Raw genomic sequence first — 21,362 nt, 5'->3', positions numbered from 1 at the left:
GGGTACGGCACGCCGCCCTCGGCGACGGCCGGTACCAGCGTGGCGGGGCGGGAGGCGGACTCCGGGCCCGCGTTCGCGGGCCCGATCCAAAACCGGGGCCATCGTGGTGGCCGTGGCGGGGCTGTTCGTCATTGCCGCCCTGACCGCATGCGGCACCGTGTCGAGCCCGCTCCCGGACGCCGCTCGACCGATGAAGGCGCCGACGACGCCGGCACTGGTGGTCCCCGGACCGTCCACCGCGTCGCCTGCGTGCGGGGACCTGACCGCCAGCCTGCGGCCACCGGCCGTCCTTCCGGGCCCCGGAGCGATGCCGGCCGGCTCCTATCTCGAGACGATCGCCGAGCGGGGATACCTGACGGTCGGGGTGCGGCCGGACACACCGCCGTTCGACTCGCTCACTCCCGACACAAACCAGTTCGAGGGCTTCGAGATCGACATCGCGAAGCTGGTCGCGGCGGCCATCTTCGGCCCCGTGGACGTGGACAAGCACGTGAAGTTCCACACCCTGACCGCGGCCGAGCGGATCTCCTCGGTGCAGAGCGGAAAGCTCGACATGACCACGGCGACGATCACCGTCACCTGCGACCGGCTGACTCAGGTGGACTTCTCGTCCGTCTACTACCTCACCTCCAAAGCGGTCCTCGTCCAGCGCGGCTCGGGTTTCCGCGGGCTGGAGGACCTCGGCGGCCGCCGGGTCTGCGCGGCCAGCGGCACCACGTCGATCCAGCGGGTCGTCGACGCGCCGTCACATCCCGTCGCGGTGCCGGTCGCCAACGTCGCCGCATGCCTGGTGGCGTTGCAGAACGGCTCCGTCGACGCCGTGGTGAACGACGAGATCGTGCTGGCCGGAATGGCCGCGCAGGACCCGGAGACCGAAATCGTCGGACAGGGACCCGATGACGTGCCGGTGGCCGCCGCCGTAAGCAAGGCCCACCCGGAGCTCACCCGGTTCATCAACGGCGTGCTCGCGGCGGCCGCGAGCGACGGCACGTGGACCAGGATCTACAACCAGCGCCTGCTGAAGGACCTGCATCGCCCGGCGCCTGTGCCGCCGGCCGCCCGCTACCGGGACTGACCGATAGTGGGCGACGCCCTGGCCTAGCGGTCCAGCGGCCTGACCGCGGCGGTCGTCAGCCCGGCACCCCGATCCAGCTGCTCTCCGGCACGGCACTCGGCCTTGCCAGCGCGGCACTCCCAGCCAGATCGGGGCTCTCAGGCATCGCGGGCGTGTCGAGAGGTATGCTTGATTACATGATTACAGAGGAAGTACGTGGCTGGTTCACAGGCCGTCTGCCGGCGGGCCTGTTCCAGGAGCTGGTGGAGGTGACGGTCGATCGCGAGGAGGTCACCGTGATCGGCCGGATCGAGGAGCCGGAGCTCGCCGAGGGCGTCTCCGATACGGAACGGGACGCAGCCGGCGAGGGCCGCGTCGCGGAGTTCCGGGAGCGCACCCGCGAGGATCGGATGGAGGTGGCCCGAGAGGCCGAAACAAAGTTCGGGCGGAAGGTGTCCTGGGGCGTGGAGTGCGGCGGCACCCGCACGCTCTACAGCAACGTCTCCGCGCCGGTGATGACCAGGCTGCGTCAGCCCGAACGGCAGGTGCTCGACCTGCTCGTCGAGGGTGGCGTGGCACGAAGCCGCAGCGACGCCCTGCTCTGGTGCGTTCGACTGGTACAACGCCACACCGGGGACTGGCTGGACGAGCTGAAGGAATCACTGGTGCACGTCCAACGGGTGCGCGGCCGTGGTCCCGACGCCGGAACTGACGAACAGGAATAGCCACGGATGCCGCCCGGCAACAGGCAGGCGTGCCTGGCGGTGCCGCGCTTTTGACCCTCAGAAGTCCGGAAGAACTGTTCATCCGGGAAGCAGGTTGGCCGTCTCAGCTCTGGGGACGTTTTCCCTGTGCCGCATGGGTTTGTGGGCGCGGCAGGGATCGAACCTGCGGCCGCTCGCTTGTAAGACGTTTGATCCTCTACCCATGTGCCGACCTGGGAAGACGCAGGTCACGCCCGACCGGACCAGCGACAGTTGAGCGCTGTCTATGAAATCTTGTCCGGATCGACGTGTCTTGCGCCTGGCCGTGTCCCGCGCAAGCGGAGCGCTGGTGCTCAGCGGTGGTAGATGTCGCGGCGGTGGTCGATGTCGACGACGGTCACAACCATGGCCTTGTCGTCAATCCGGTAGATGATCCGATAGGTGCCGCGCCGCGCGCCGTAACGGTCATCGAGTGGTGGCAACAGCCGCTTCCCGAGCCGGTAGGGCGCCTCCAGCAGAGGCCCGGTGATGAACTCGTACACGGCCGACGCGACCGCTTCCGGGAGCGTCTCGCCGAGCGCGCGGCGGACCGTCGGCGTGGTCCGTAGCCGGTAGGGCCCGGCCGGGCCGGTCACGCCGTGGCGGCGCGCCGGCGGCGCATCGTATCGGCCAGCTCCTCCGCCGTGACCTCTTCGCCGCGGGCAAGCTCGGCGTCGGACTCGGCGAGGCGGCGCATCGTCGCCGGGTCGCTCAGGATCTCGAGCGTCTGCTCAAGCTGTTCGAGGTCCTCCAGCGCGACCAGGACGGCGGCCGGCCGGCCGTGCACGGTCACGGTCACCCGCTCGTGATGGTCGTGCACGCGGCCCACCAGCTCGGACAGGTGGGACTTCACCTCGCCCAACGGCAACACAGTCATGACCAGAAGTATGACCAAAATAGTTCGGGGTGTCGACCACGCCCCGGGTGGCGGTCAGGTAGCCGGTCCGTCGCGCCCCTCGGGTGGCGGTTCTTCAGCGGGCGCACCTACTCGCCATCGTGGGCGGCCGGTGCGCCCTAATCGTCATCGGCTGCCTGCTCTGGTCGGTGCTCGGCGATCCACGTCTCTACGGCCCCGATCTCCCAGAAGCGAGTCATGCCGTGGCGGAACCGTGGCGACGGGAAGTCGGGCGGTTGACTCACCCATGTACCCGTTTCGCCGGACAGTAACGGATCATGAGAACCGCTGCGCCGTAAGGGTGTGTGGGCGTGGCAGGGATCGAACCTGCGGCCGCTCGCTTGTAAGGCGAGTGCTCTCCCGCTGAGCTACACGCCCGGGAGTTCCGCCAGAGTACGCAAGGACGTACCCGGAGGGGGCTGCCTGCACTGTGATCTTATCGGTCGCCGGCCTCCCGGGGACGGCGGTCGGCCGTGGCGGTCTGGCCGGGCCCGCGGCCGAACACCCGTGCCAGCGCGGCCTCGACGTCCGCCGCGAGGTCGGACCCGGCCGGTGGGCTCGGCTCGATGCCCCCAAGCTGCCCATCGCCCACCTGGTCCGGCTCGGGTTCGCCGGCCGGCGACGGGATCGCGCCGGCGGGCAGGCCAAGCACCGGCGCACCCGCCGCACCTGACACACCCGCCATGCCGGCCGCACCCACCGTGCCGGTCATACCCGGCGTGCCCGCCGTGCCGGTTCCCGCTCCGTCCCGAACCGCCCCGTTCGAGGAATTCGAGGGAGCTGCGCCCGGACGCGCCGCGCCCGTCGGGCCGGCAGCTGGGCGGGCCGGGTCGGCTCGGATGCCGCAGTCTCGGCAGACGACCAGGCCGAGGGCCTTGGTCAGGCGCGTCGAGCCGCACGCGGCGCAGTTGTCGAACGCCTGACGCCAGTTGGGCTCGCGCTGGCAGTCCGGGCAGATGAGAACCTGATCACCGCCGATGACCGCCCGGCTCCACGGGCTTGCCCCGCGGGCCGGGTCGGTCTGGCGGATGTGACAGCGATAACACGGCACGACGATCCACCCCGCCCGGGTACCGTTCGCCGCCTGTCTGCTTCGGGGTCCTACAGGGCAGCCAGCGCCTTGAGGTACTCGGCCTGGTCGCGGGCGTCGGGGATGGCGTTGACGACCTTCCAGCGCACGACGCCCTCCTTGTCGATGACGAAGGTGCCGCGCACGGCGATGCCCTTCTCCTCATCGAAGATGCCGTAGGACTTGGCGACCGCGCCGTGCGGCCAGAAGTCGGCGAGCAGCGGGAACTCGTAGCCCTGCTCGTTGGCCCACACCTTGTGCGCGAACGCCGAGTCGACCGAGACGGCGAGGACCTGCACGTCGTCGTTCTGGAACGAGCCCAGGTCGTCGCGGACGGAGCACAGCTCGCCCTGGCAGACACCGGTGAACGTAAGCGGGTAGAAGATCAGGACGACGTTGCGCCGCCCCCGGAAGTCGGACAGGGTCACGACCTCGTTGTTCTGGTCCTTGAGCGAGAAGTCGGGGGCGACGGCGCCGACATCGACGGTCACGTGATCATCCTCCGGTCATGGCCTGTGCGCGGACGCGCGTGCTGACCCAAGCATGCCATCGCGCCGGGACCGACTCATCGCACCGCTGCCGCCCCTCGGGCACGCTTGAGCCGCGTGGCGGATCCCATCGGCTACGGTCCCCCGCACGGCCGACGGACTCGTGCCGACGACAACGTGACGACGCGAGGACGCGCGCCGTGGCGGGAGACGCGGCGTTCCGCCGTGAGCGTCCAATTGCGGTCAGATGGCCCCATCGGCGCTACTCTGAGCGCGGCCGGCGGCCGGCCGGCCGCGCGGAGGGACGGGATCCAGTGACGAACCCAAGTGCGACACCACAGTGGGCGCCACCTCATCGGCCGGGGCCGGACGCGTCGGCGGGGGCCGGTTGGGGGGTGCTGGGCAAACACCGTAACCCAGTCGCCGTCTGGCTGGGCCTTCCTTTGATCACGCTGGGGATCTACGGCCTGGTCTGGATCTACAAGACGAACCGCGAGCTGAGCCAGTACGACCGTCGGATCACCGCCAACCCGGTCATGTCGGTTCTGGCGTGCACGCTCGGCGTGATCCTGCTCGTACCGCCGTTCGTGGCCGTGTGGCGGCTGTGCGGGCGGACGGCGCAGGCACAGCGCGCGGCCGGCGTGCCCGAGGTGAGCACCGGTCTCGCGTTCCTGCTGTTCCTGATCGGCTTCGGCCCGCTGTTCCTCCAACTGGAGATCAACAAGATCTGGTCCCGCTACCCCGCGGCCGTGGAGGGCCAGCAGGTCCCCCTCGGGGCCTGACCGCCGCCAGCACGCTTCCGCGGGCGGCTCCGTGCCGCGGCTCGCCGGCCAGCCTGCCGGGCGGCGACAGGCGGCTCATCGCGGCAGGCCGCCGAAGCCCCGTCAGACCCGTCAGACCGTGCGGGGTCGGCAAGAACGAGCCATCCCCGCGGCACGCGCGGGGAACACCGCCGGCCCGACCGGCAGACCGGCCCCGGGCGGCGCGGCTATATCACCTTGGGCAAGCGAGCGCCATAGCCCCGGGATGCCAGGTGTGCAGACGCGTCAGCGCCACCTTGGTGGTGGCCGTGCCCGTCGCGCCAGCACCTGGTTGCGACGCGGATGGCCGCGGGGCGCGGACGAGATCCGCCCACACCCCGCGCCCGCGACACAGTGCCTTCGCGCCGCCGTGAAGCCAGCCGCCGTGGAGCTATCGGTGCCGGACGCGTTGGGACTTGGGGGCGGCGAGGCGCATGCCGGCCCATTCCTGGGCGACGTTGACCGTGCTCGTCTGCACGAGGCCGGCGGTCGGCACCGCGTCGAGAATGTCGCTCGGTTCGACGTGGCCAGGACGCCCGGACTTCGGGGTCACCAGCCAGATGATCCCCTGGTCGGAGAGCTGACGCCGGGCATCGATGAGCGCGTTGGCAAGATCACCGTCATCGTCCCGCCACCACAGCAGCACGATGTCGACGACGTCGTCGGAGTCCTCCGGCACAAGCTCGGTACCACTGGCGGCGACGACAGCCTCCAGTAGGTCGCCGGCGATGTCGTCGTCCTCGTTGATGGACTGCACCATGGTTCCGGCGACGACCCCCAGACGCTCCGCACGTCGCTGACCCTCGGCGTTCGCCGCGGTCGGACTCACCCTCCGCTACCTCCTGCTCGTATGCCTGACGGGCGAGCGTAAACCCGCGCGTCCCGGTCGGACAAACTCACGGCCATGCCGGCCGCGAGCCCCGCCGTGACCTAAGTCCACCGGACCATGCGGTGACAACGCAAGTGCCACGCCGCTGGTTGTGGACAACCGGGTGTATGCCGTCCGTTCTATGGCACCTCAACCGGACGAACCCGACCAGGGCACGGCGTCTTGACTCGGCGTAAAGGGAGCGCCACCGGCTGCCCGTCACGTTCGTTCCCGAGCCAAGAGCAGCGTCCCATTCCCGCCGCGCCTGCGGGACGCCGGTGCCCAGCGCGGGCGCTCCCATCGGCGCACCCCCCGACACGCGGCTGGCGCGGACACACGAATGATGCCGACGCCGAGACACGCCGCCGCCCCGCCGACCGGCGATGCGCGCCCTCCCGCCCGAGCGGCGGCCGCGACGTCGTTCTGGCGAGCAATGTGTGTCACCCGGCCACCGATGGTGACGGCGCATCGGCGCAGCGCCCGGGGTCCCTGCCGGATCGGCGGACGGGGTCCCTGCCGGATCGGCGGACGGGGTCCCTGCCGGATCGGCGAAGCCGATCTGGGAGGTCGTGATCTGGGAGGTCTGCCAACCACGTCGTCAGCCCGAATCCAGCCCCACCGCGTCATTTGCCAGGACCCGGAACCACACGGGGAGGGCGCGGAGCGTCCGGCACCGGGAGCGCCTCAGCCGGAGAGAAAGGAGAAGCGGACGGTCCGGTCGGGGTTGTCCACGTTCAGATCGACCAGGGCGATCGACTGCCAGGTCCCAAGGGCGAGGCGGCCACCGAGCACCGGCACGGTCAGCGACGGCGGGATGAACGCGGGCATGACGTGCGAGCGCCCGTGCCCCACGCTGCCGTGCGCGTGCCGCCAGCGGCCGTCGACGGGCAGCAGGTCGGCAAGGGTGGCGAGCAGGTCCTCGTCGCTGCCGGACCCGAACTCGAGGATCGCGACACCCGCCGTGGCGTGCGGCACGAAGACCGACAGCAGCCCGTCCCCGCGGCCGGCGACGAACCGGCCCGCCTCCCCCGTCAGGTCGTGGACCCGGTCGCCGCGCCCGGTCCGCACCGAGATCGTGGTCGTCTCCATGCCGCGCATCATCGCCGCTCTGCCCTCGCGACCGAACAGCGAAACCCAACACAGAAGGTGACGGCGCACCAGCGCTGCGCCAAGCTAGCCACGTCCCCGACCCGGCACCACACCAGCCACGGCCATACGCCTCTACCCGACACCACCCATGAGGGCGCTCAGCGGCCGAGAGGCGGGCGCAGCGGCGGGGCGCGGAGCGTCCCGGCCGCGCGCACGCCGCATCGGGTCGAGGCCGGTGGGCGCCGGCACGCCAGGGCATACGGTGGTGCGTGGCGGGCGTTGATTTCGCTGCACAGTTTCGTTGACGTTCGTCACAGTCGACGCGGCGGAACTCGGCGTTAACCGGGGTGTGCGTGACGTCCCTGACGGGACGGAGCACCATGGCGTCAGCATGTCCGCCCGGGCACGACCTGCCTGGGATGGCCATCACCCGAGGGCTAGGAGCAGAGGAAAGTGGCACAGGACAGTAACCGGAAGTTCTCGGTCATCACCGACGGACTGCCAAGCCAGCTGCCCGACGTCGATCCGTCGGAAACCAGCGAATGGCTCGAGTCCCTCGACGCCGTCATAGCCGAGCAGGGACGGGGACGTGCCCGTTTCCTCATGCTCAAACTCCTAGAACGAGCCCGCGCCAACGCGGTGGGCGTACCGTCCCTGACCAGCACGGACTTCATCAACACCATCTCCCCCGAGCAGGAGCCCTGGTTCCCGGGCGACGAGCATGTGGAACGGCGCATCCGTGCCTACATCCGGTGGAACGCCGCCATCATGGTCAGCCGGGCCAACCGGCCGGAGTACAACGTCGGCGGTCATATCGCCACATACGCGTCGAGCGCGAGCCTCTACGAGGTCGGGTTCAACCATTTCTTCGCCGGTAAAGATCATCTGACCAGCTCGCCCGGCAGCTCCTCCGGCGACCAGATCTTCTTTCAGGGGCACGCCTCCCCCGGTATCTACGCGCGCGCATTCCTCGAGGGCCGGCTCACCGAGGCGCAGCTGGACGCGTTCCGCCGCGAGGGCGTTCCCGGCGGCCTTTCCTCGTACCCGCACCCGCGGCTCATGCCCGCCTTCTGGGAGTTCCCGACCGTCTCGATGGGCCTCGGCCCGATCGACGCGATCTACCAGGCCCGGTTCAACCGCTACCTGCTGAACCGACAGATCAAGGACACGTCGGGCAGCCGGGTGTGGGCATTCCTGGGCGACGGCGAGATGGACGAGCCGGAGTCGATCGGCGCGCTCGGCGTCGCCGCCCGCGAGGAGCTCGACAACCTGATCTTCGTCGTGAACTGCAACCTGCAGCGCCTCGACGGGCCGGTGCGCGGCAACGGCAAGATCATGCAGGAGCTGGAGGCGCTGTTCCGGGGCGCCGGCTGGAACGTCATCAAGGTGGTCTGGGGCCGCGACTGGGACCCGCTGCTGGCCAAGGACACCGACGGCGCGCTCGTGAACAGGATGAACACGACGCCGGACGGCCAGTTCCAGACGTACTCGACCTCGGCCGGCTCCTACATCCGGGAGCACTTCTTCGGCTCGGACGCGCGGCTTCGCCGGATGGTCGCGGATCTTTCCGACGACGACCTGCGCAAGCTCTCCCGCGGCGGCCACGACTACCGGAAGCTCTACGCCGCCTACAAGGCCGCCACCGAGCACGCGGGCCAGCCGACGGTCATCCTGGCGCACACCATCAAGGGCTGGACGCTGGGCAAGGACTTCGAGGGCCGTAACGCGACCCACCAGATGAAGAAGCTCACCAAGGCGGAGCTCAAGGAACTGCGCGACCGGCTCTACCTGGAGATCCCGGACTCGGCGCTGGAGGCGGACCTGCCGCCGTACTACCACCCGGGCCCGGACTCCGAGGAGATCCAGTACATGAAGGAGCGCCGGGCCACGCTCGGCGGCTCGGTGCCGCGCCGGGCGGTGCGGGCCAAGCCGCTGCCGCAGCCGCCGGCATCGATGTTCGACATTCTGCGCAAGGGCTCGGGCAAACAGCCGGTCGCGACGACGATGGCGTTCGTCCGGCTACTGAAGGACCTCATGAAGTCCAAGGAGATGGGCGCCCGGTTCGTGCCCGTCATCCCGGACGAGGCCCGCACCTTCGGCATGGACGCGATGTTCCCGACGGCGAAGATCTACTCGCCGCACGGCCAGAAGTACGAGTCCGTCGACCGGGACCTGCTCCTGTCCTACCAGGAGTCCGAGTCCGGCCAGATGCTGCACGAGGGCATCAGCGAGGCGGGCTCCATGGGCTCCGTGATCGCCGCCGGAACGGCATACGCGACGCACGCGCAGCACATGATCCCGGTCTACGTCTTCTACTCGATGTTCGGCTTCCAGCGGACCGGCGACCAGATGTGGGCGTTCGGCGACCAGCTCGGCCGCGGCTTCCTGCTCGGCGCCACCGCCGGGCGCACGACGCTCAACGGTGAGGGCCTGCAGCACCAGGACGGCCACTCGCTGCTGCTCGCGTCGACGAACCCGGCCTGCGTCGCCTACGACCCGGCGTTCGGCTTCGAGATCGCGCACATCACCCGGGACGCGCTGGACCGGATGTACGGCGAGCGCGACGAGAACGTCTTCTACTACCTGTCGGTCTACAACGAGCCGTACCCGCAGCCGGCCGAGCCGGCCGGGATCGACCCGGCGCAGGTGATCGCGGGTATGTACCGGTTCCGGGCCGCCGAGGAGCTCCCGCTCCCGTCCCCGGCCGCACCGCCCCCGGCCACCCAGGGCGGCGACGGGGCGACGGCGCCCCGGGCGCAGGTGCTCGCCAGCGGTGTGGCGATGCGCTGGGCGCTGACGGCCCAGGAGATGCTCGCCGCCGACTACGGCGTGGCCGCCGACGTGTGGTCGGTGACCTCGTGGAACGAGCTGCGCCGCGACGCGCTGCAGTCGGAGCGCGCGAACCTGCTCAACCCGGAGCAGCCGGAGAGCGTGCCGTTCGTCGCCCGGATGCTGGCCGGCGCGCCCGGCCCGGTGGTCGCGGTGAGCGACTGGATGCGGGCGGTGCCGGACCAGATCGCCCGCTGGGTGCCGCAGCCCTACACCTCGCTGGGTACGGACGGCTTCGGCCGTTCGGACACCCGCGCGGCGCTGCGCCGGCACTTCAACGTCGATGCCGAGTCGGTCGTGGTGGCGACGCTGGAGTCGCTGGTGCGCACCGGTGAGATCAAGGCGAGCGTCGTCGAGGAGGCGATCGCCCGCTACGACCTGCGCAGTTCCTCCACCATCGCCGGCACCCCGGCCGGCGAGGCCGACGAGCGCCCCATCTCCGGCTGACGCGGGAGTCGCGACGCCCGGCCCGGGCCGGCTGGCGGCGACGCGCGCGCCCCAGCCGGCTCGGGCCACCCCGGCGCACCGGTATCCCAGACACCCCGGTGTCCCGGAACCCCGGTATCCCGGGCACCACGGGCACCACGGGCGACACTCGGTGATGGACCCGCCGTGCGCCCGCGGCCCACGGTGGCCAGGGCGGCATAGATCGTCACCATGGCCGGAAGCCCTGCCCACGAAGGGTCCCTGGACATACGCCGACAGTATTCATTACCAGTGCCACTGGTCGACTCCAACCCACCCCCGTCGGCATTGGCTACTATGAGTATCCGTCGGGCAGTGGGACGCCCTAGTTCATCCGCTCCGGTAGGCCTGGATGGTCCAGAGACGAGGCAGTCCGCCTGTTTGGGTGCGATGACATCGACGTGGCACTACGCTGACGAGTCTGACGCTCAGTGTTCACTGGCCGCGCAGCCCCTGGTCGCACTGGGAAACTCAGCCCAGTGCCCGCCCTGGGGTGAGAACGCCCGGCGGACACTGGGGCGGCGGGCGTCAGCGACGCGGCCTGGCCGGCCACCAGCCGGCAGGTATGGTCGCGTCCCCACCGGGCCGTCGGTGCGTGCCCGCGTGCCCGGCGGTGAGGTTGTATGTATCCGCGGCGAAAGCGCTCGACCGGGAAGCGCCTATGGCGAGGAGGACCACGTGAAGGCTGGCGTGACGCACGCTTCCCCGTTGATTTTTGCGCCAGCAAAAATCAACGGGGGTCCCGCGCCCTGGGTTGGCCAGGAGCACCACTGTGTCCTGGACCACAGGGGAGCGGGAAGGGCCGCGCCAGGCGCCGCCCGTACGGCCACCGGAGCGGCCGCATGATCCTTCGCGCCCGCCGCATCGAACGGCTCGAGGAGCACCCGAACCTGCGTGGCATCCTGGGCATCCTCGCCCAGCTGGTCCACACCTCCGACGGCGAGCTGGCCCAGCTGGCCGTCGAGTGGCGCAACTCCCCGGCGCTCGCCGTCGCCAGGGACCGGGCGCTCTCGCCCGAGTCACCCCTGGTCGTCGAGGTGCTGGCCGCGTTCGACGCCCTCTCGGCCATCTACGCCGATGACCTCTCCGGCGCCGAGTACGTCACGGTCGACCCGTCGGTCACCGCGACCGCGCTGCGCTCGATGCGCGACGCGCTCGCCGCCGCGTATGCCCGTCCGATCCTGTCGCGCTCGGAGTACGCCGGCCTGATGCGCCCATGGCGCATGGTCTACCCACGGGTCCGCTCGCACGAACCCGATCTGGGCCCGTCCGCCGCGGATGTCAAACGGGTGCTCGCCGCGCTGCCGAGGCTCGCGGTGCGCTGCCACGACCCGCGCAGTTCCGAGGTCTTCGAGGGCCTGCTGGTGACGGCGCTGACCCGTGACGAGTCCGACCATCAGGAGGCGATGGACGCCGCCTTCGGCACCGCCGTGCTCACCGGCCGGCGCCGGGTGTGGACGCTGGTCCGCCGCAGCGCCGCCGAGGGGTTCTGGCGCCCCTGCCAGGACTGCCGCGGCAACGGCGCGCTGCTCGCCCAGGACCCGTCGACGGAGGCGCGCGTCATGGAGCTCTGCGCCGACCTGGCCTGCGCGCTGCTGGTCGAGGACCTTCTCGACCCGGTCCTGTGCGCCCGCCTGACGACTCCCCTCACCGCCCTCATCCCCCTGCAGGACCACTCGGTCCACTGACCGGGCGGTTCCGGGCTCTGACCGGACGGTTCCGGCCTGCGCCGGCGCCGCATAGGAGCCGCCGCCGGGCGGCCTAGTCCGGGCGGTAGACGATGAGACGGGCACCGTTGGGCGTGATGGTGATGCTTTGCACACCGTCCGTGACCTCGCCGTCGCGGGCAAACGGGAGCGGCCCCGCGGGCTCGGTCGCGTCCGCGTCCCGGCGGGGCGCCCGGCCCCACCGGCCCGCCGGCCGGACGGCGGAGACCTGGATCCGGACGGCCGTCCGCCTCTCGTAGACCCGGCTGCGCCGCAGCTGGCCGGTGAGCACGGCGACGACGAGCCGCGCCCTGGAGAACGGGCTGGCGCCGTCGACGAGGCGCAGGTCGAGAAGGCCCTCGTCGAGCCGCGACCGGTAGGTCGGGGCGAACCCGGGCGGGCGGTAGTTCCCGTTGCCGACGAAGAGCAGCCACAGCCGGCGCCGCTCCAGGCCGGCCGGCACCGAGGCGGTCATCGGCCACCCCACGCCCAGCGGGGCGTCCTTCACGCCGCGGCGGGCGGCGCGTGTACGCGTCGGGCCAGTGGGGTCAAAAACGGTGATGTCCACCTCGATCGGGGGGTCGTTGCGCAACACCCAGGCCAGCGCGACGACCATCGCGGGCCATTTCCCGAACCGCTTCTCGAGCCGTTCCCGGATCGCGACCATGTGGGCGTAGCCACCCAGGCTGGCGGTGTTGAGGAACACCCCGTCGAACCGCTCGCCGGCCGCGTCGACCCCCTCGAGACGGCCGACGTCGACGGCGACGGCGCAGCCCTCGCGGATGGCGCGCGCCGTGTCGGCGATGCCGGTCGCGAGGCCCAGATCCGCCGCGAAGTGGTTCAGCGTGCCGACCGGGAACACGGCGAGCGGCAGGCCGTGGGCGAGCGCCCTGGCGGCGGCCGCGCTGACCGTGCCGTCACCGCCCGCGACGCCGAGCACCAGGCAGGAGGCGGCGGCCTCGTCGAGCGCCTCCTCGAGGTCATCGTGCGGACCGACCTCGACGACCTTGGCGAGTGGCAGCTCGGCTCGTAACTGCCCGGCGACGTCGGGCGCCTGGCCAAGCCACCCACCCGTCCCCGAGCTGGCGTTCACGACCACCGTCAGGCCCTCGCCGTCCGGCAGGGCCGGCACCGAGGCCGACGCCGGCCGGCCCCGCGCGGGCTCCCAGGACCGTCGGGGCATCACCTTCGTCGTCGCCAGCGCGCAGGCGGCGCCGAGGGCCGCGCCGGCGACGACGTCGCTCGGGTAGTGCACCCCGATGTAGACCCGGGAGAAGGCCACCAGGCCCGCGAGCGCGCCGACCGGGGCGGCGACCTTCGGGGCGTCGAGCGCGACGGCGGTGGCGAACGCGGCCGCGGACGCGGAATGCCCGGACGGGAACGAGAACGACAGGTGCTGGCGGTGCGGCCGGCGGACGAGCGGGACCGCGTGGTTGACGGGGCGGCCACGTCGAAAGATCATTTTTGCGGGGCCGTTGGTGACGGCGCTCGCGAGCCCGAGCGCGACCAGGCCGCGCCCGGCCGCCCGGCGACGCCGGCCCCGGGTCATTCCGAGGGCGCCGGCGACACCCCACCACAGCAGGCCATGGTCGGCCGCGTGGGACAGCCGAGGGAGCAGTGGGTCGGCGATGGGGCGAGCTGCGGCGATGGCCCCGAACAACGCGCGGTCGGCGGCGCCGACGCGCGACGCCACGCCTCGCACCGGGCGTCTCCGCTGGGACGCCGGCACCGGATTCGCTCCCCGCGCGGCATTACCCACACGGATGGCCACCTGCCGCGCCCATCGACTCTCCGCCACGTCCGCAGGCTAACCGGGGACGTCCGCAAGCACCTAGCCCACAGGCACGTTCTACTCGGATGTGGGTCCAGCAAAGATCGTGAACGGAGCATCGCCCGCGGCGGGCCGCGACGCTGTCCCAGCGACCAGCAAGCGCAACTCACCCGCAACTGGTGACGGCGCATCGGCGCGGCGCCATCCCGGCCACGTCGTCAGCCCGGTCCAAGCCCTACCACCGCCATATGCCAGGGCCCGGCACCACCCGAGGAGGGCGCCCAGCGCCCGACACGGGGCGAGCGCGCCGAGCGCCTCGCCCCGACAGGCCGCGCCGGGCGCCGGGCCGCCGGCTCGCGCATCCGCTCGCGACGCCACACCAAGGCGCCGCGGCGGCACGCGGGTCAGACCCCGGCCGGGATGCCACCGCGGCGCGGGGCCGCCGGCCGCGGGACACGCGCGGCGCCGTACCTCACCGGGCCACGGCGGGGTTCCACCGTGCGGCCGGTGGGGAGGATCTCGCCGGTGTCCTCAAAGAGGATCACCCCGTTGCAGAGAAGGCTCCAGCCCTGGTCGGGGTGGGTACGTACCACCCGCGCCGCGTCCCGGTCGGCGGCGTCCGCGTTCGGACAGATCGGCTGGTGCTGGCAACAGCGGCTCGTTTGAAGAGGGTCGCTGTGGGCGCCGCTCTCGGTGCCGTCGCCTGGTATGGGTTCGGAACCGAGGGCAGAGGCTGGTCCGACGATGCCGTCGGACCCGGCGGCGCCCGCCCGCGCCGCCTGCTGAAAAGAACTCGCCTGCACGGGCACCAGACGTTACGCCTACCGGTTACAGCAGTCACAACGACCTGCTGACTACGGCCTCGGCGTGTTTACATGGCAGGTTCCAAACCGGCCCCAAACAGGACCCCGGATGGTCGCGGAGGGTATCCGAACGGGCGCACCGACCCCTGGATTCTTCACCGAGAGTAGCTAACACGGGGACCACATCGGCACGAACCTGGGAACTTCCCGCCTTCACCGCAAAGGCCACATACCAGGCCCGCGGCGTCGCCAACCAGACACCCGCCGCGGGCTCACCGGCGGCCGCCGCGAGCTTCCACCGACCGGCCCTCGAAGCGGCTTCGAAGAGGCCTCGGCCCCCGGCCGTCGGTCTGGGCGCGGCGTCGGCGCGGCCGCCGACCGGTCCGGCCTCCAGCACCCCGCCACCGGGCGGGCGGGACGCCGGTCCCGGACGCGGCACACACAAACGGTAGGTTACTGACCTGCCGCCATGCGGGACCTTCGGGCACCCGGCGAGAATGGGGCGCAGGCCGAGGTGGGGCGCGTCACGGGGGATGCTCTCGATATGCGGCGCACGTCGCCGCGAGCGTCGGCCTGGGGCGCTTCGTCCTCGGCAGGGAGAGGGACGGTGGAGGACGAACCCGTGGATGCCGCCCGCCCGCCCGCCACCCCCAGCCAGGATGCCGCGGCGGCGAGCGGCCTCGACTGGGCCGACGCCCCGCCGCCCGGCGGCGCCGCCGAGAGCACGGCGGCCGGCGGCCCGGCGCCCGCCTCCTCGGCAGCCGCCAGCTCGACGGCCGTCGGCCCGGTAGCCGCCAGCCAGGCAGTCGCCAGCCAGGTCGGCCCGGGTCTCGCGGCCGGCGGTCACGCCACCATCACGGCCGTCGCCGACCGGCGGGCGGCCGCGGGCCATCCCGGCTCCCCCGGCGGTCACGCCTCCGGCAACGGCCACCCCTCCCGGGCCGGCTCCTCCCGGCACGGCCGCGGCGCCGCGCGCGACACCTCGACCCGGGTCGAGGTGTCGGTCGTGATGCCCTGCCTGAACGAGGAGGAATCGGTCGGCGACTGCGTGCGGGCGGCGCGGGCGGGGCTTTCGCGGCTCGGCCTGCCCGGGGAGGTGGTCGTCGTCGACAACGGCTCGACCGACTCCTCCGCCGCGCGCGCCGCCGCGGCCGGCGCCCGGGTCGTGGCCGAGCGGCGCCGTGGCTACGGCAACGCCTACCTCACGGGCTTCGCGGCCGCCCGCGGCCGGCTCATCGTCATGGGCGACGCGGACAGTTCCTACGACTTCACCGCCATCGACGCCCTGGTGACCCCGCTGCTGCGCGGCGAGGCGGACTACGTGCTCGGCTCCCGGCTGGGCGGGCAGATCCTGCCGGGCGCAATGCCCTGGCTGCACCGCTACGTCGGCAACCCGGTGCTCACCGCGATCCTCAACCGGCTGTTCGGGGTGCGGGCCTCCGACGCCCATTCCGGCATGCGGGCCTTCACCCGCGACGCCTACGCCCGGATGGCGCTGCGTAGCGAGGGGATGGAGCTCGCCTCCGAGATCGTGGTGGCGGCGGCCCGCGCCGAGCTGCGCTGCCTGGAGATCCCGATCACCTATCACCCCCGGGTGGGCGCCTCCAAGCTGGACTCCGTCCGCGACGGCTGGCGGCACCTGCGCTTCATGCTGCTGCTCGCGCCGCGCCACCTGTTCGTCCTGCCCGGCCTGCTGCTGTTGGGGCTGGGCCTGCTCGGGCAGGCGTCGTTGCTGGTCGCCGCCGTGACCGACCCGGCGCGCGTGACTGGCGGGCCAGGCGTCCACGGGGCGTGGGAGCCGTACGGCTGGTACGGGACGCTGCTCTGCGTGCTCGCCGCGCTGGTCGGCGGGCAGCTCGTGCTGCTCGGCGCGTTCGCCGACGCGCACCACGGCCGGGTCGGCTGGCGCATGCCGGGCCAGCGCCCGCCCCGGCTGGTCCGCTGGCCACTCGCCCCCGGGCGGGGCGGGTACCTGGGGAGCACGCTGTTCGCCACCGGCCTGCTGGCCGCGCTCGTGCTGGGCGTCCTGGTCGTGACGGCGACGACTGGCCACGACGCCACCGGGATGGCGCGGGTGACGGCGCCGTGGCCGGGCTGGTCGCCGCGCCTCGGCGCGCCCGCCGCGCTGCCGGCGGCCGGGCTGGCGCTGACGGCGGCGGCCCTCGGCCTGCAGGGCATGCTCGGCACGTTCTACCTGCGCCTGGTGGCGACGGCGACCGGCGCGGCCGCGCGATGACGGCCGCCTCCGTGGCGACCGGGCCCGACGGTGTCGGCGCCGACGAGCGGACGGCGGGGACGCGCGCGACCGGAGACCTGGCCGGCGAGGCCCTCCCCCGCGGTCATCACCCCCGTCGGCGGCTGGCGGCATGGAGGCCGGGGGCAGGGCGGCGGCACTGGCTGTTCGCCGTGTTCCTGGTGGCCGGAACAGGGCTGCGGCTGCTCGCGATGTACGCCTACCGGCCGGCCTTCGAGTTCTCCGGCGACTCGTACGCCTACCTGACTCTCGCCAGACTCCACCAGCCGGACCCGATGCGGCCCGCCGGCTACCCGGTGCTGCTGAGCGTGCTCGCCCACACCCATCGGCTCGCCGTCGTGCCCGCCGTCCAACACGCCGCCGGGCTCGCGATCGGCCTCGCGCTGTATGCGTTTCTGCTGCGCCGCGGGATCGGGCCGGTCGGGTCGGCGCTCGCTGCCGCGCCAGTGCTGCTCGACGCCTACCAGCTCGACATCGAGCACTTCGTCATGGCGGAGACGCTGTTCCTCGCGCTGCTGGTCGGCGCGCTGATGGCGCTGCTGTGGTCACCAAGGCCGTCGATCGCCGCCTGCGCCCTGGCCGGCGGGCTGCTGGCCGCGGCGGGGCTCACGCGCACCCTGGGCGTCGCGCTAGGCGTGCTCGCGCTCGCCTACGTCTTCGTCCGCCGCCTCGGCTGGCTGCGGCTGGCCGCGTTCGCCGTGGTCTTCGCCGCGCCGCTGGCCGGATACGCGACCTGGTACCACTCGTACCACGGGACGTACGCGCTCTCCGGCGGAGACGACGCCTGGCTGTACGGCCGGGTCGCCCCGATCGCCGACTGCGGCCGGCTGCGGCTGAGCCCCGAGCAGCTCGTCCTCTGCTCGCCCTACCCACCGGCCGACCGGCCTGGCCCGAACTACTACGTCTGGGCCGACACCAGCCCGCGGTTCCAGCTCACCGGGACCGACGAGCACAAGAACCAGGTGCTCGGCGGCTTCGCCCACGAGGTGATCCGCCGCCAGCCGGCCGACTACGCCCGGATGGTGGCCGCCGAGGTCGGCCACTACTTCGCGCCCGGCCACTACACCGGCTACCGGGACTGGCCGGACGGTGCCTGGCGCTTCCCGGACGCCCACACCCCGCGCTACTTCCACGTCAGCGAGCCGCTGCTCGACTTCGACGAGCGCCACCCGCCCCGGGTCGTCCACGAGTGGGCCGCCGGCCTGCTGCGCGGCTACCAGCACTTCGCCTACACCCCTGGGCCGTTGCTGGCGGTCCTCGTCGTTCTCGCGCTCATCGCGACCGGGCTCGGCCTCCCCCGGCCGCGGCTCCCCGGGAGGCCTCGGCATGGCCAGGCCGACGGCGTCCTCGGGCCACCCGGTGGCGACACGACGGCCGGCGAGACCACCGGCTCCGCCGACCCGGCGGGCACCAGCGGGACGGCGGGCGCCAACGAGACGGGCGTCGGTGCCGCCGTGGCGGGCGGGGACGCACCCGCGTGGCGCCGGCTGCTGGAACGTGCCCGCCGGCGGCCGGCCCGGCCCGGTGTCGACCCCGTGACCGACGAGCGCCGCCGGATCGGCGCCGACTGCGCGCTGCTCACCGCGCTCGGCCTCGCGGTCCTGGTCGTCCCGGCCGCGACGGTCTGCTTCGACTACCGCTACATACTCCCGGTGCTGGTCCTCTTCCCGCCCGCCGCCGCCCTCGCGGTCCGCCAGTTCCACCTCGCCCCCCACCGCTGACCGTCACAACGGCGCGTTCAGCGCTCGCCGCCTACCAGCCGGCCAAAGGGGCCTCGATCTTGGGGCAGGTGTCCATCACGACCCGCAGGCCGGCCTCCTCGGCGCGCGCCGCGGCCGCCTCGTCACGCACGCCGAGCTGCAGCCACAGCGCGCCCGCGCCGGCGGCGATCGCGTCGTCGACCACCGGGCCCGCGAGCTCCGAGCGGACGAACACGTCCACGACGTCGACCTTGAACGGGATGTCGGTCACCTGGGCATAGCCCGGCTCGCCCTCGAACTCCGCCTTCGACGGGTGCACCGGGATCACCCGCTTGCCGTGCTCGCGCAGGTAGTGGGCGATCTGGTAGGCCGTCCGTGCCCTGTTGTCCGACAGCCCGACCACCGCCCAGGTCTCCGTCTCGACCAGGAGGGCCCGGACCGTCTCGTCATCTCCGTACCGCACACCGATCGCAACCACCATCCGCGCCCCGGTCATCCCCGCGCGACGATGGGGGCATGACGGCGGAGCGGCAGGCGGCGGACGGCGGCGCGACGGGAACGCCTGGGACGGCCGACGGCGGTGGGCCGCGGGCGGTGGTTTTCGACATGGACGGGGTCCTGATCGACTCCGAGCAGGTGTGGGACGCGGTTCGGCGGGAGCTGGTCGCCGAGCGCGGCGGGCGGTGGGCGCCGGACAGCACCCGGGTCATGATGGGCATGTCGACGCCCGAGTGGGCCGCCTACCTGGTGAGCCTCGGCATCGGGATGACGGCGGACGATGCGGTCGACGAGGTGCTGCGCCGGCTCGGCGAACGCTACGGCGACGCGCCGCCGCTGATCGACGGCGCGGTGGGCGCGGTCCGGGCGCTGGCGGCGGCCGGGTTGCCGCTCGCGGTCGCCTCCTCGTCGCCCCGCCCGGTCATCGAGCTGGTGCTGCGCTCGGCGGGTCTCGACGGCGAGTTCCGGACGTTCGTCTCGTCGGAAGAGGCTGGCCGGGGCAAGCCGGCGCCGGACGTCTATCTGGAAGCCGCGCGACGGCTCGGCGTCCCGGCGGCGCACTGTGTCGCGGTAGAGGACTCGACGAACGGGGTGCGCGCCGCCGTGGCGGCGGGAATGCGGGTGATCGTCGTGCCGAACCCGCACTTCCCGCCGTCCTCGGAGGCGGTCGCCCTGGCCGCCGCCCGGCTGGGCCACATCGGTGACCTCACCCTGGAGACGGTCCGAACCGCCTACGCGCCCGCCTGAACCGCCCGGTGCGGGCGCACGGGCCACGGGCGGCCGCGTTCCGACGCGGCCGCGGACCGACGTCAATGCCCCATTCGGTGAGCCGATTCCACCTATGATCGGCTGGTGTCGAAGCCATCCACTGGTGCCGCCTGCCCGCTCCTGGCGCCCCGGGCGGGTGACCGGTGAGCGAGAAGTACCGGCTGGTTCTGGCGCCATCGGCCGAGCGGGACCTTGAGCGGCTGCCGGAGCTCATCGCGGTCGACGTGAAGCGGTTCCTCAACGGCCCGCTCCTGAAGGAGCCGTACAAGGCCGGCAAGCCCCTCGGCGCGCAGGACGCGAACGAGACCCGGTCCGCCGGACGGGAGGGTGCGACGCCGTCGGCGACGATGCTCGAGGCGTCCGAGCACTCGTGGCGGGTCCTCTACCGCGTCGACGCGAACACCCGCACCATCCGCGTCATGGTCGTCGGCCACCGCCCCCGCGTCGTCCGCCGCCTCGCCGACCCGGGCCCCCGCATCCCCTTCGTCGACCGCTTCCGCTAAGTCGTCCCTCAAGCACCTTCTGCCATGGCCGCGCGACAGCCACGAACGCTCGCCCGGCGGACAGCCCTGGGACAATCCATCGATTCAGCGTCAACCGTGTTGGCGTGAGGTTGTTCTGGTGGGCAAGGCACTCAACCCAGCCACAGAAGACGACGGCGCATCAGCGCAGTGCCAACGCAGCCACGTCGTCAGTCCGGAACTAGGTCGGCCACCGTCATATGCCTTGGACCCGGAACCAGGTGCGAGGGCGCTCAGCGCCCGAAGGCGGCGCCCGGTGCCGGGCGCGGAGCGTCCGGCACGGGACCGCCTTAGACGACGTTGACGCCGAAGTCGACGGCGATGCCGCGCAGGCCGGTGGCGTAGCCCTGGCCGACGGCGCGGAACTTCCACTCGCCGCCGTACCGGTAAAGCTCGCCGAACAGCATCGCGGTCTCCGTCGACGCGTCCTCGGTGAGGTCGTAGCGGGCGATCTCGATGCCCGTGTTCGCGTCGGCCACGCGGATGAACGCGTCGCGGACCTGGCCGAACGTCTGCCGCCGCACCTCCGCGTCGTAGATCGAGACCGCGAACACGACCTTCGCCGCCTGCGCGGTGAGCCCGCGCAGGTCGACCATGATCTGCTCGTCGTCGCCACCGCCACCGCCGACGAGGTTGTCGCCCAGGTGCTGCACGCTGCCGTCCGGGCTCGTCAGGTTGTTGAAGAAGATGAAGTAGCTGTCGGACAGCACACGGCCCCGGTCGTCCACGACGATCGCGGACGCATCGAGGTCGTACGGCGCGCCGGAGGTCTGCCGGACCTGCCAGCCGAGACCGACGGTGACCGTGGTCAGGTTCGGGGCGGCCTTGCTGAGGGAGACGTTTCCACCCTTTGACAGGGACACGGAGGCCATGGCCACAAAGCCTAGTACTGCCCATACAAATCGGAAGACTGAATCTTGTCCGCTGGCAGACGCCGTACACCCGTTGCCACGCCCCCGTTGACCGTGCCGGTGAGCCCTGCTTCCTCCACCTCCGTGTCGATTCGATGACTCAGCGCGGCGGCTGGCGCTCGTGGCCGGC

Annotated in this window: 19 protein-coding genes and 1 tRNA gene; 9 read left to right on the top strand and 11 right to left on the bottom strand. The window is 72.2% G+C overall.

The genetic code is table 11. The features are described 5' to 3' along the window. Positions 1 to 112 precede the first annotated feature (112 nt). Both QOZ89_RS00210 and abmR read left to right on the top strand, forming a co-directional pair. Complete coding sequence (locus QOZ89_RS00210) at positions 113 to 1,075, top strand: transporter substrate-binding domain-containing protein (protein ID WP_312622613.1); 963 nt, start codon at positions 113 to 115, stop codon at positions 1,073 to 1,075. A gap of 176 nt (positions 1,076 to 1,251) precedes the next feature. After that, on the top strand, positions 1,252 to 1,779 hold the full coding sequence (gene abmR, locus QOZ89_RS00205; protein WP_071049198.1) for an ATP-binding transcription factor AbmR: 528 nt from the start codon (positions 1,252 to 1,254) through the stop codon (positions 1,777 to 1,779). A gap of 332 nt (positions 1,780 to 2,111) precedes the next feature. On the opposite strand, the gene QOZ89_RS00200 is transcribed toward abmR, so the two are convergent. The 5 genes from QOZ89_RS00200 to QOZ89_RS00180 form a co-directional block, all read right to left on the bottom strand. Further along, a complete protein-coding gene (locus QOZ89_RS00200; RefSeq protein ID WP_071049197.1) occupies positions 2,112 to 2,393 on the bottom strand; it encodes a type II toxin-antitoxin system RelE family toxin in 282 nt (93 codons plus the stop codon). Further along, the gene (locus tag QOZ89_RS00195; protein ID WP_071049196.1) at positions 2,390 to 2,674 is read right to left on the bottom strand and encodes a type II toxin-antitoxin system Phd/YefM family antitoxin; all 285 of its coding nucleotides are present in this window, start codon (positions 2,672 to 2,674) and stop codon (positions 2,390 to 2,392) included. Before QOZ89_RS00195 ends, QOZ89_RS00200 begins: the two co-directional genes overlap by 4 nt. 324 nt (positions 2,675 to 2,998) lie before the next feature. Further along, positions 2,999 to 3,070 (bottom strand) — tRNA-Val (locus QOZ89_RS00190). Positions 3,071 to 3,128: 58 nt separating this feature from the next. Then, positions 3,129 to 3,743 (bottom strand): hypothetical protein, encoded by a 615-nt coding sequence (locus QOZ89_RS00185; RefSeq protein ID WP_198543263.1) that lies wholly within the window; start codon positions 3,741 to 3,743, stop codon positions 3,129 to 3,131. A gap of 50 nt (positions 3,744 to 3,793) precedes the next feature. Beyond that, the gene (locus QOZ89_RS00180; protein WP_071049195.1) at positions 3,794 to 4,252 is read right to left on the bottom strand and encodes a peroxiredoxin; all 459 of its coding nucleotides are present in this window, start codon (positions 4,250 to 4,252) and stop codon (positions 3,794 to 3,796) included. A gap of 392 nt (positions 4,253 to 4,644) precedes the next feature. On the opposite strand from QOZ89_RS00180, the gene QOZ89_RS00175 reads away from it, so the two are divergent. Continuing rightward, on the top strand, positions 4,645 to 5,031 hold the full coding sequence (locus QOZ89_RS00175) for a DUF4234 domain-containing protein (protein WP_083418710.1): 387 nt from the start codon (positions 4,645 to 4,647) through the stop codon (positions 5,029 to 5,031). 409 nt (positions 5,032 to 5,440) lie between these two features. On the opposite strand, the gene QOZ89_RS00170 is transcribed toward QOZ89_RS00175, so the two are convergent. Then, positions 5,441 to 5,878 (bottom strand): DUF3052 domain-containing protein, encoded by a 438-nt coding sequence (locus QOZ89_RS00170; protein ID WP_071049193.1) that lies wholly within the window; start codon positions 5,876 to 5,878, stop codon positions 5,441 to 5,443. Positions 5,879 to 6,601: 723 nt separating this feature from the next. Further along, a complete protein-coding gene (locus QOZ89_RS00165) occupies positions 6,602 to 7,006 on the bottom strand; it encodes a secondary thiamine-phosphate synthase enzyme YjbQ (RefSeq protein ID WP_071049192.1) in 405 nt (134 codons plus the stop codon). A 453-nt stretch (positions 7,007 to 7,459) separates the two neighbouring features. Here QOZ89_RS00165 and aceE point away from each other — a divergent pair, with 453 nt between their 5' ends. Next, complete coding sequence (aceE, locus tag QOZ89_RS00160) at positions 7,460 to 10,282, top strand: pyruvate dehydrogenase (acetyl-transferring), homodimeric type (protein WP_071049191.1); 2,823 nt, start codon at positions 7,460 to 7,462, stop codon at positions 10,280 to 10,282. Between the two features lie 860 nt (positions 10,283 to 11,142). Then, positions 11,143 to 11,988, top strand: a complete 846-nt coding sequence (locus QOZ89_RS00155) for a hypothetical protein (protein WP_071049190.1) — start codon at positions 11,143 to 11,145, stop codon at positions 11,986 to 11,988. A 73-nt stretch (positions 11,989 to 12,061) separates the two neighbouring features. Here the strand turns inward: QOZ89_RS00155 and QOZ89_RS00150 are convergent, their stop codons facing one another. Both QOZ89_RS00150 and QOZ89_RS48165 read right to left on the bottom strand, forming a co-directional pair. Further along, complete coding sequence (locus tag QOZ89_RS00150) at positions 12,062 to 13,699, bottom strand: bifunctional phosphatase PAP2/diacylglycerol kinase family protein (protein WP_071049189.1); 1,638 nt, start codon at positions 13,697 to 13,699, stop codon at positions 12,062 to 12,064. Between the two features lie 482 nt (positions 13,700 to 14,181). Then, a complete protein-coding gene (locus QOZ89_RS48165) occupies positions 14,182 to 14,586 on the bottom strand; it encodes a DUF5999 family protein (protein ID WP_241841765.1) in 405 nt (134 codons plus the stop codon). A 601-nt stretch (positions 14,587 to 15,187) separates the two neighbouring features. On the opposite strand from QOZ89_RS48165, the gene QOZ89_RS00140 reads away from it, so the two are divergent. Continuing rightward, positions 15,188 to 16,816 (top strand): glycosyltransferase family 2 protein, encoded by a 1,629-nt coding sequence (locus QOZ89_RS00140; protein WP_241841764.1) that lies wholly within the window; start codon positions 15,188 to 15,190, stop codon positions 16,814 to 16,816. Beyond that, positions 16,813 to 18,555, top strand: a complete 1,743-nt coding sequence (locus tag QOZ89_RS00135) for a hypothetical protein (RefSeq protein WP_312622610.1) — start codon at positions 16,813 to 16,815, stop codon at positions 18,553 to 18,555. Before QOZ89_RS00140 ends, QOZ89_RS00135 begins: the two co-directional genes overlap by 4 nt. 31 nt (positions 18,556 to 18,586) lie before the next feature. Here the strand turns inward: QOZ89_RS00135 and QOZ89_RS00130 are convergent, their stop codons facing one another. Further along, positions 18,587 to 18,997: a CoA-binding protein gene (locus QOZ89_RS00130; protein ID WP_491677139.1), complete on the bottom strand. Its 411-nt coding sequence runs from the start codon at positions 18,995 to 18,997 to the stop codon at positions 18,587 to 18,589. 53 nt (positions 18,998 to 19,050) lie between these two features. Between QOZ89_RS00130 and QOZ89_RS00125 the strand changes: the two genes are divergently transcribed. Together QOZ89_RS00125 and QOZ89_RS00120 are read left to right on the top strand one after the other, a co-directional pair. Next, a complete protein-coding gene (locus QOZ89_RS00125) occupies positions 19,051 to 19,779 on the top strand; it encodes an HAD family hydrolase (RefSeq protein WP_083418707.1) in 729 nt (242 codons plus the stop codon). Between the two features lie 164 nt (positions 19,780 to 19,943). Continuing rightward, positions 19,944 to 20,303, top strand: a complete 360-nt coding sequence (locus QOZ89_RS00120; RefSeq protein ID WP_071049186.1) for a type II toxin-antitoxin system RelE family toxin — start codon at positions 19,944 to 19,946, stop codon at positions 20,301 to 20,303. A gap of 308 nt (positions 20,304 to 20,611) precedes the next feature. Here the strand turns inward: QOZ89_RS00120 and QOZ89_RS00115 are convergent, their stop codons facing one another. After that, the gene (locus tag QOZ89_RS00115; RefSeq protein ID WP_071049185.1) at positions 20,612 to 21,193 is read right to left on the bottom strand and encodes a TerD family protein; all 582 of its coding nucleotides are present in this window, start codon (positions 21,191 to 21,193) and stop codon (positions 20,612 to 20,614) included. Positions 21,194 to 21,362: the final 169 nt, after the last annotated feature.

Source organism: Pseudofrankia coriaricola (assembly GCF_032027725.1).
Taxonomy (GTDB): domain Bacteria; phylum Actinomycetota; class Actinomycetes; order Frankiales; family Frankiaceae; genus Pseudofrankia.
The sequence above is the reverse complement of the archived record's forward strand: the minus strand, read 5'-3'. Positions and strand labels throughout refer to the sequence as shown.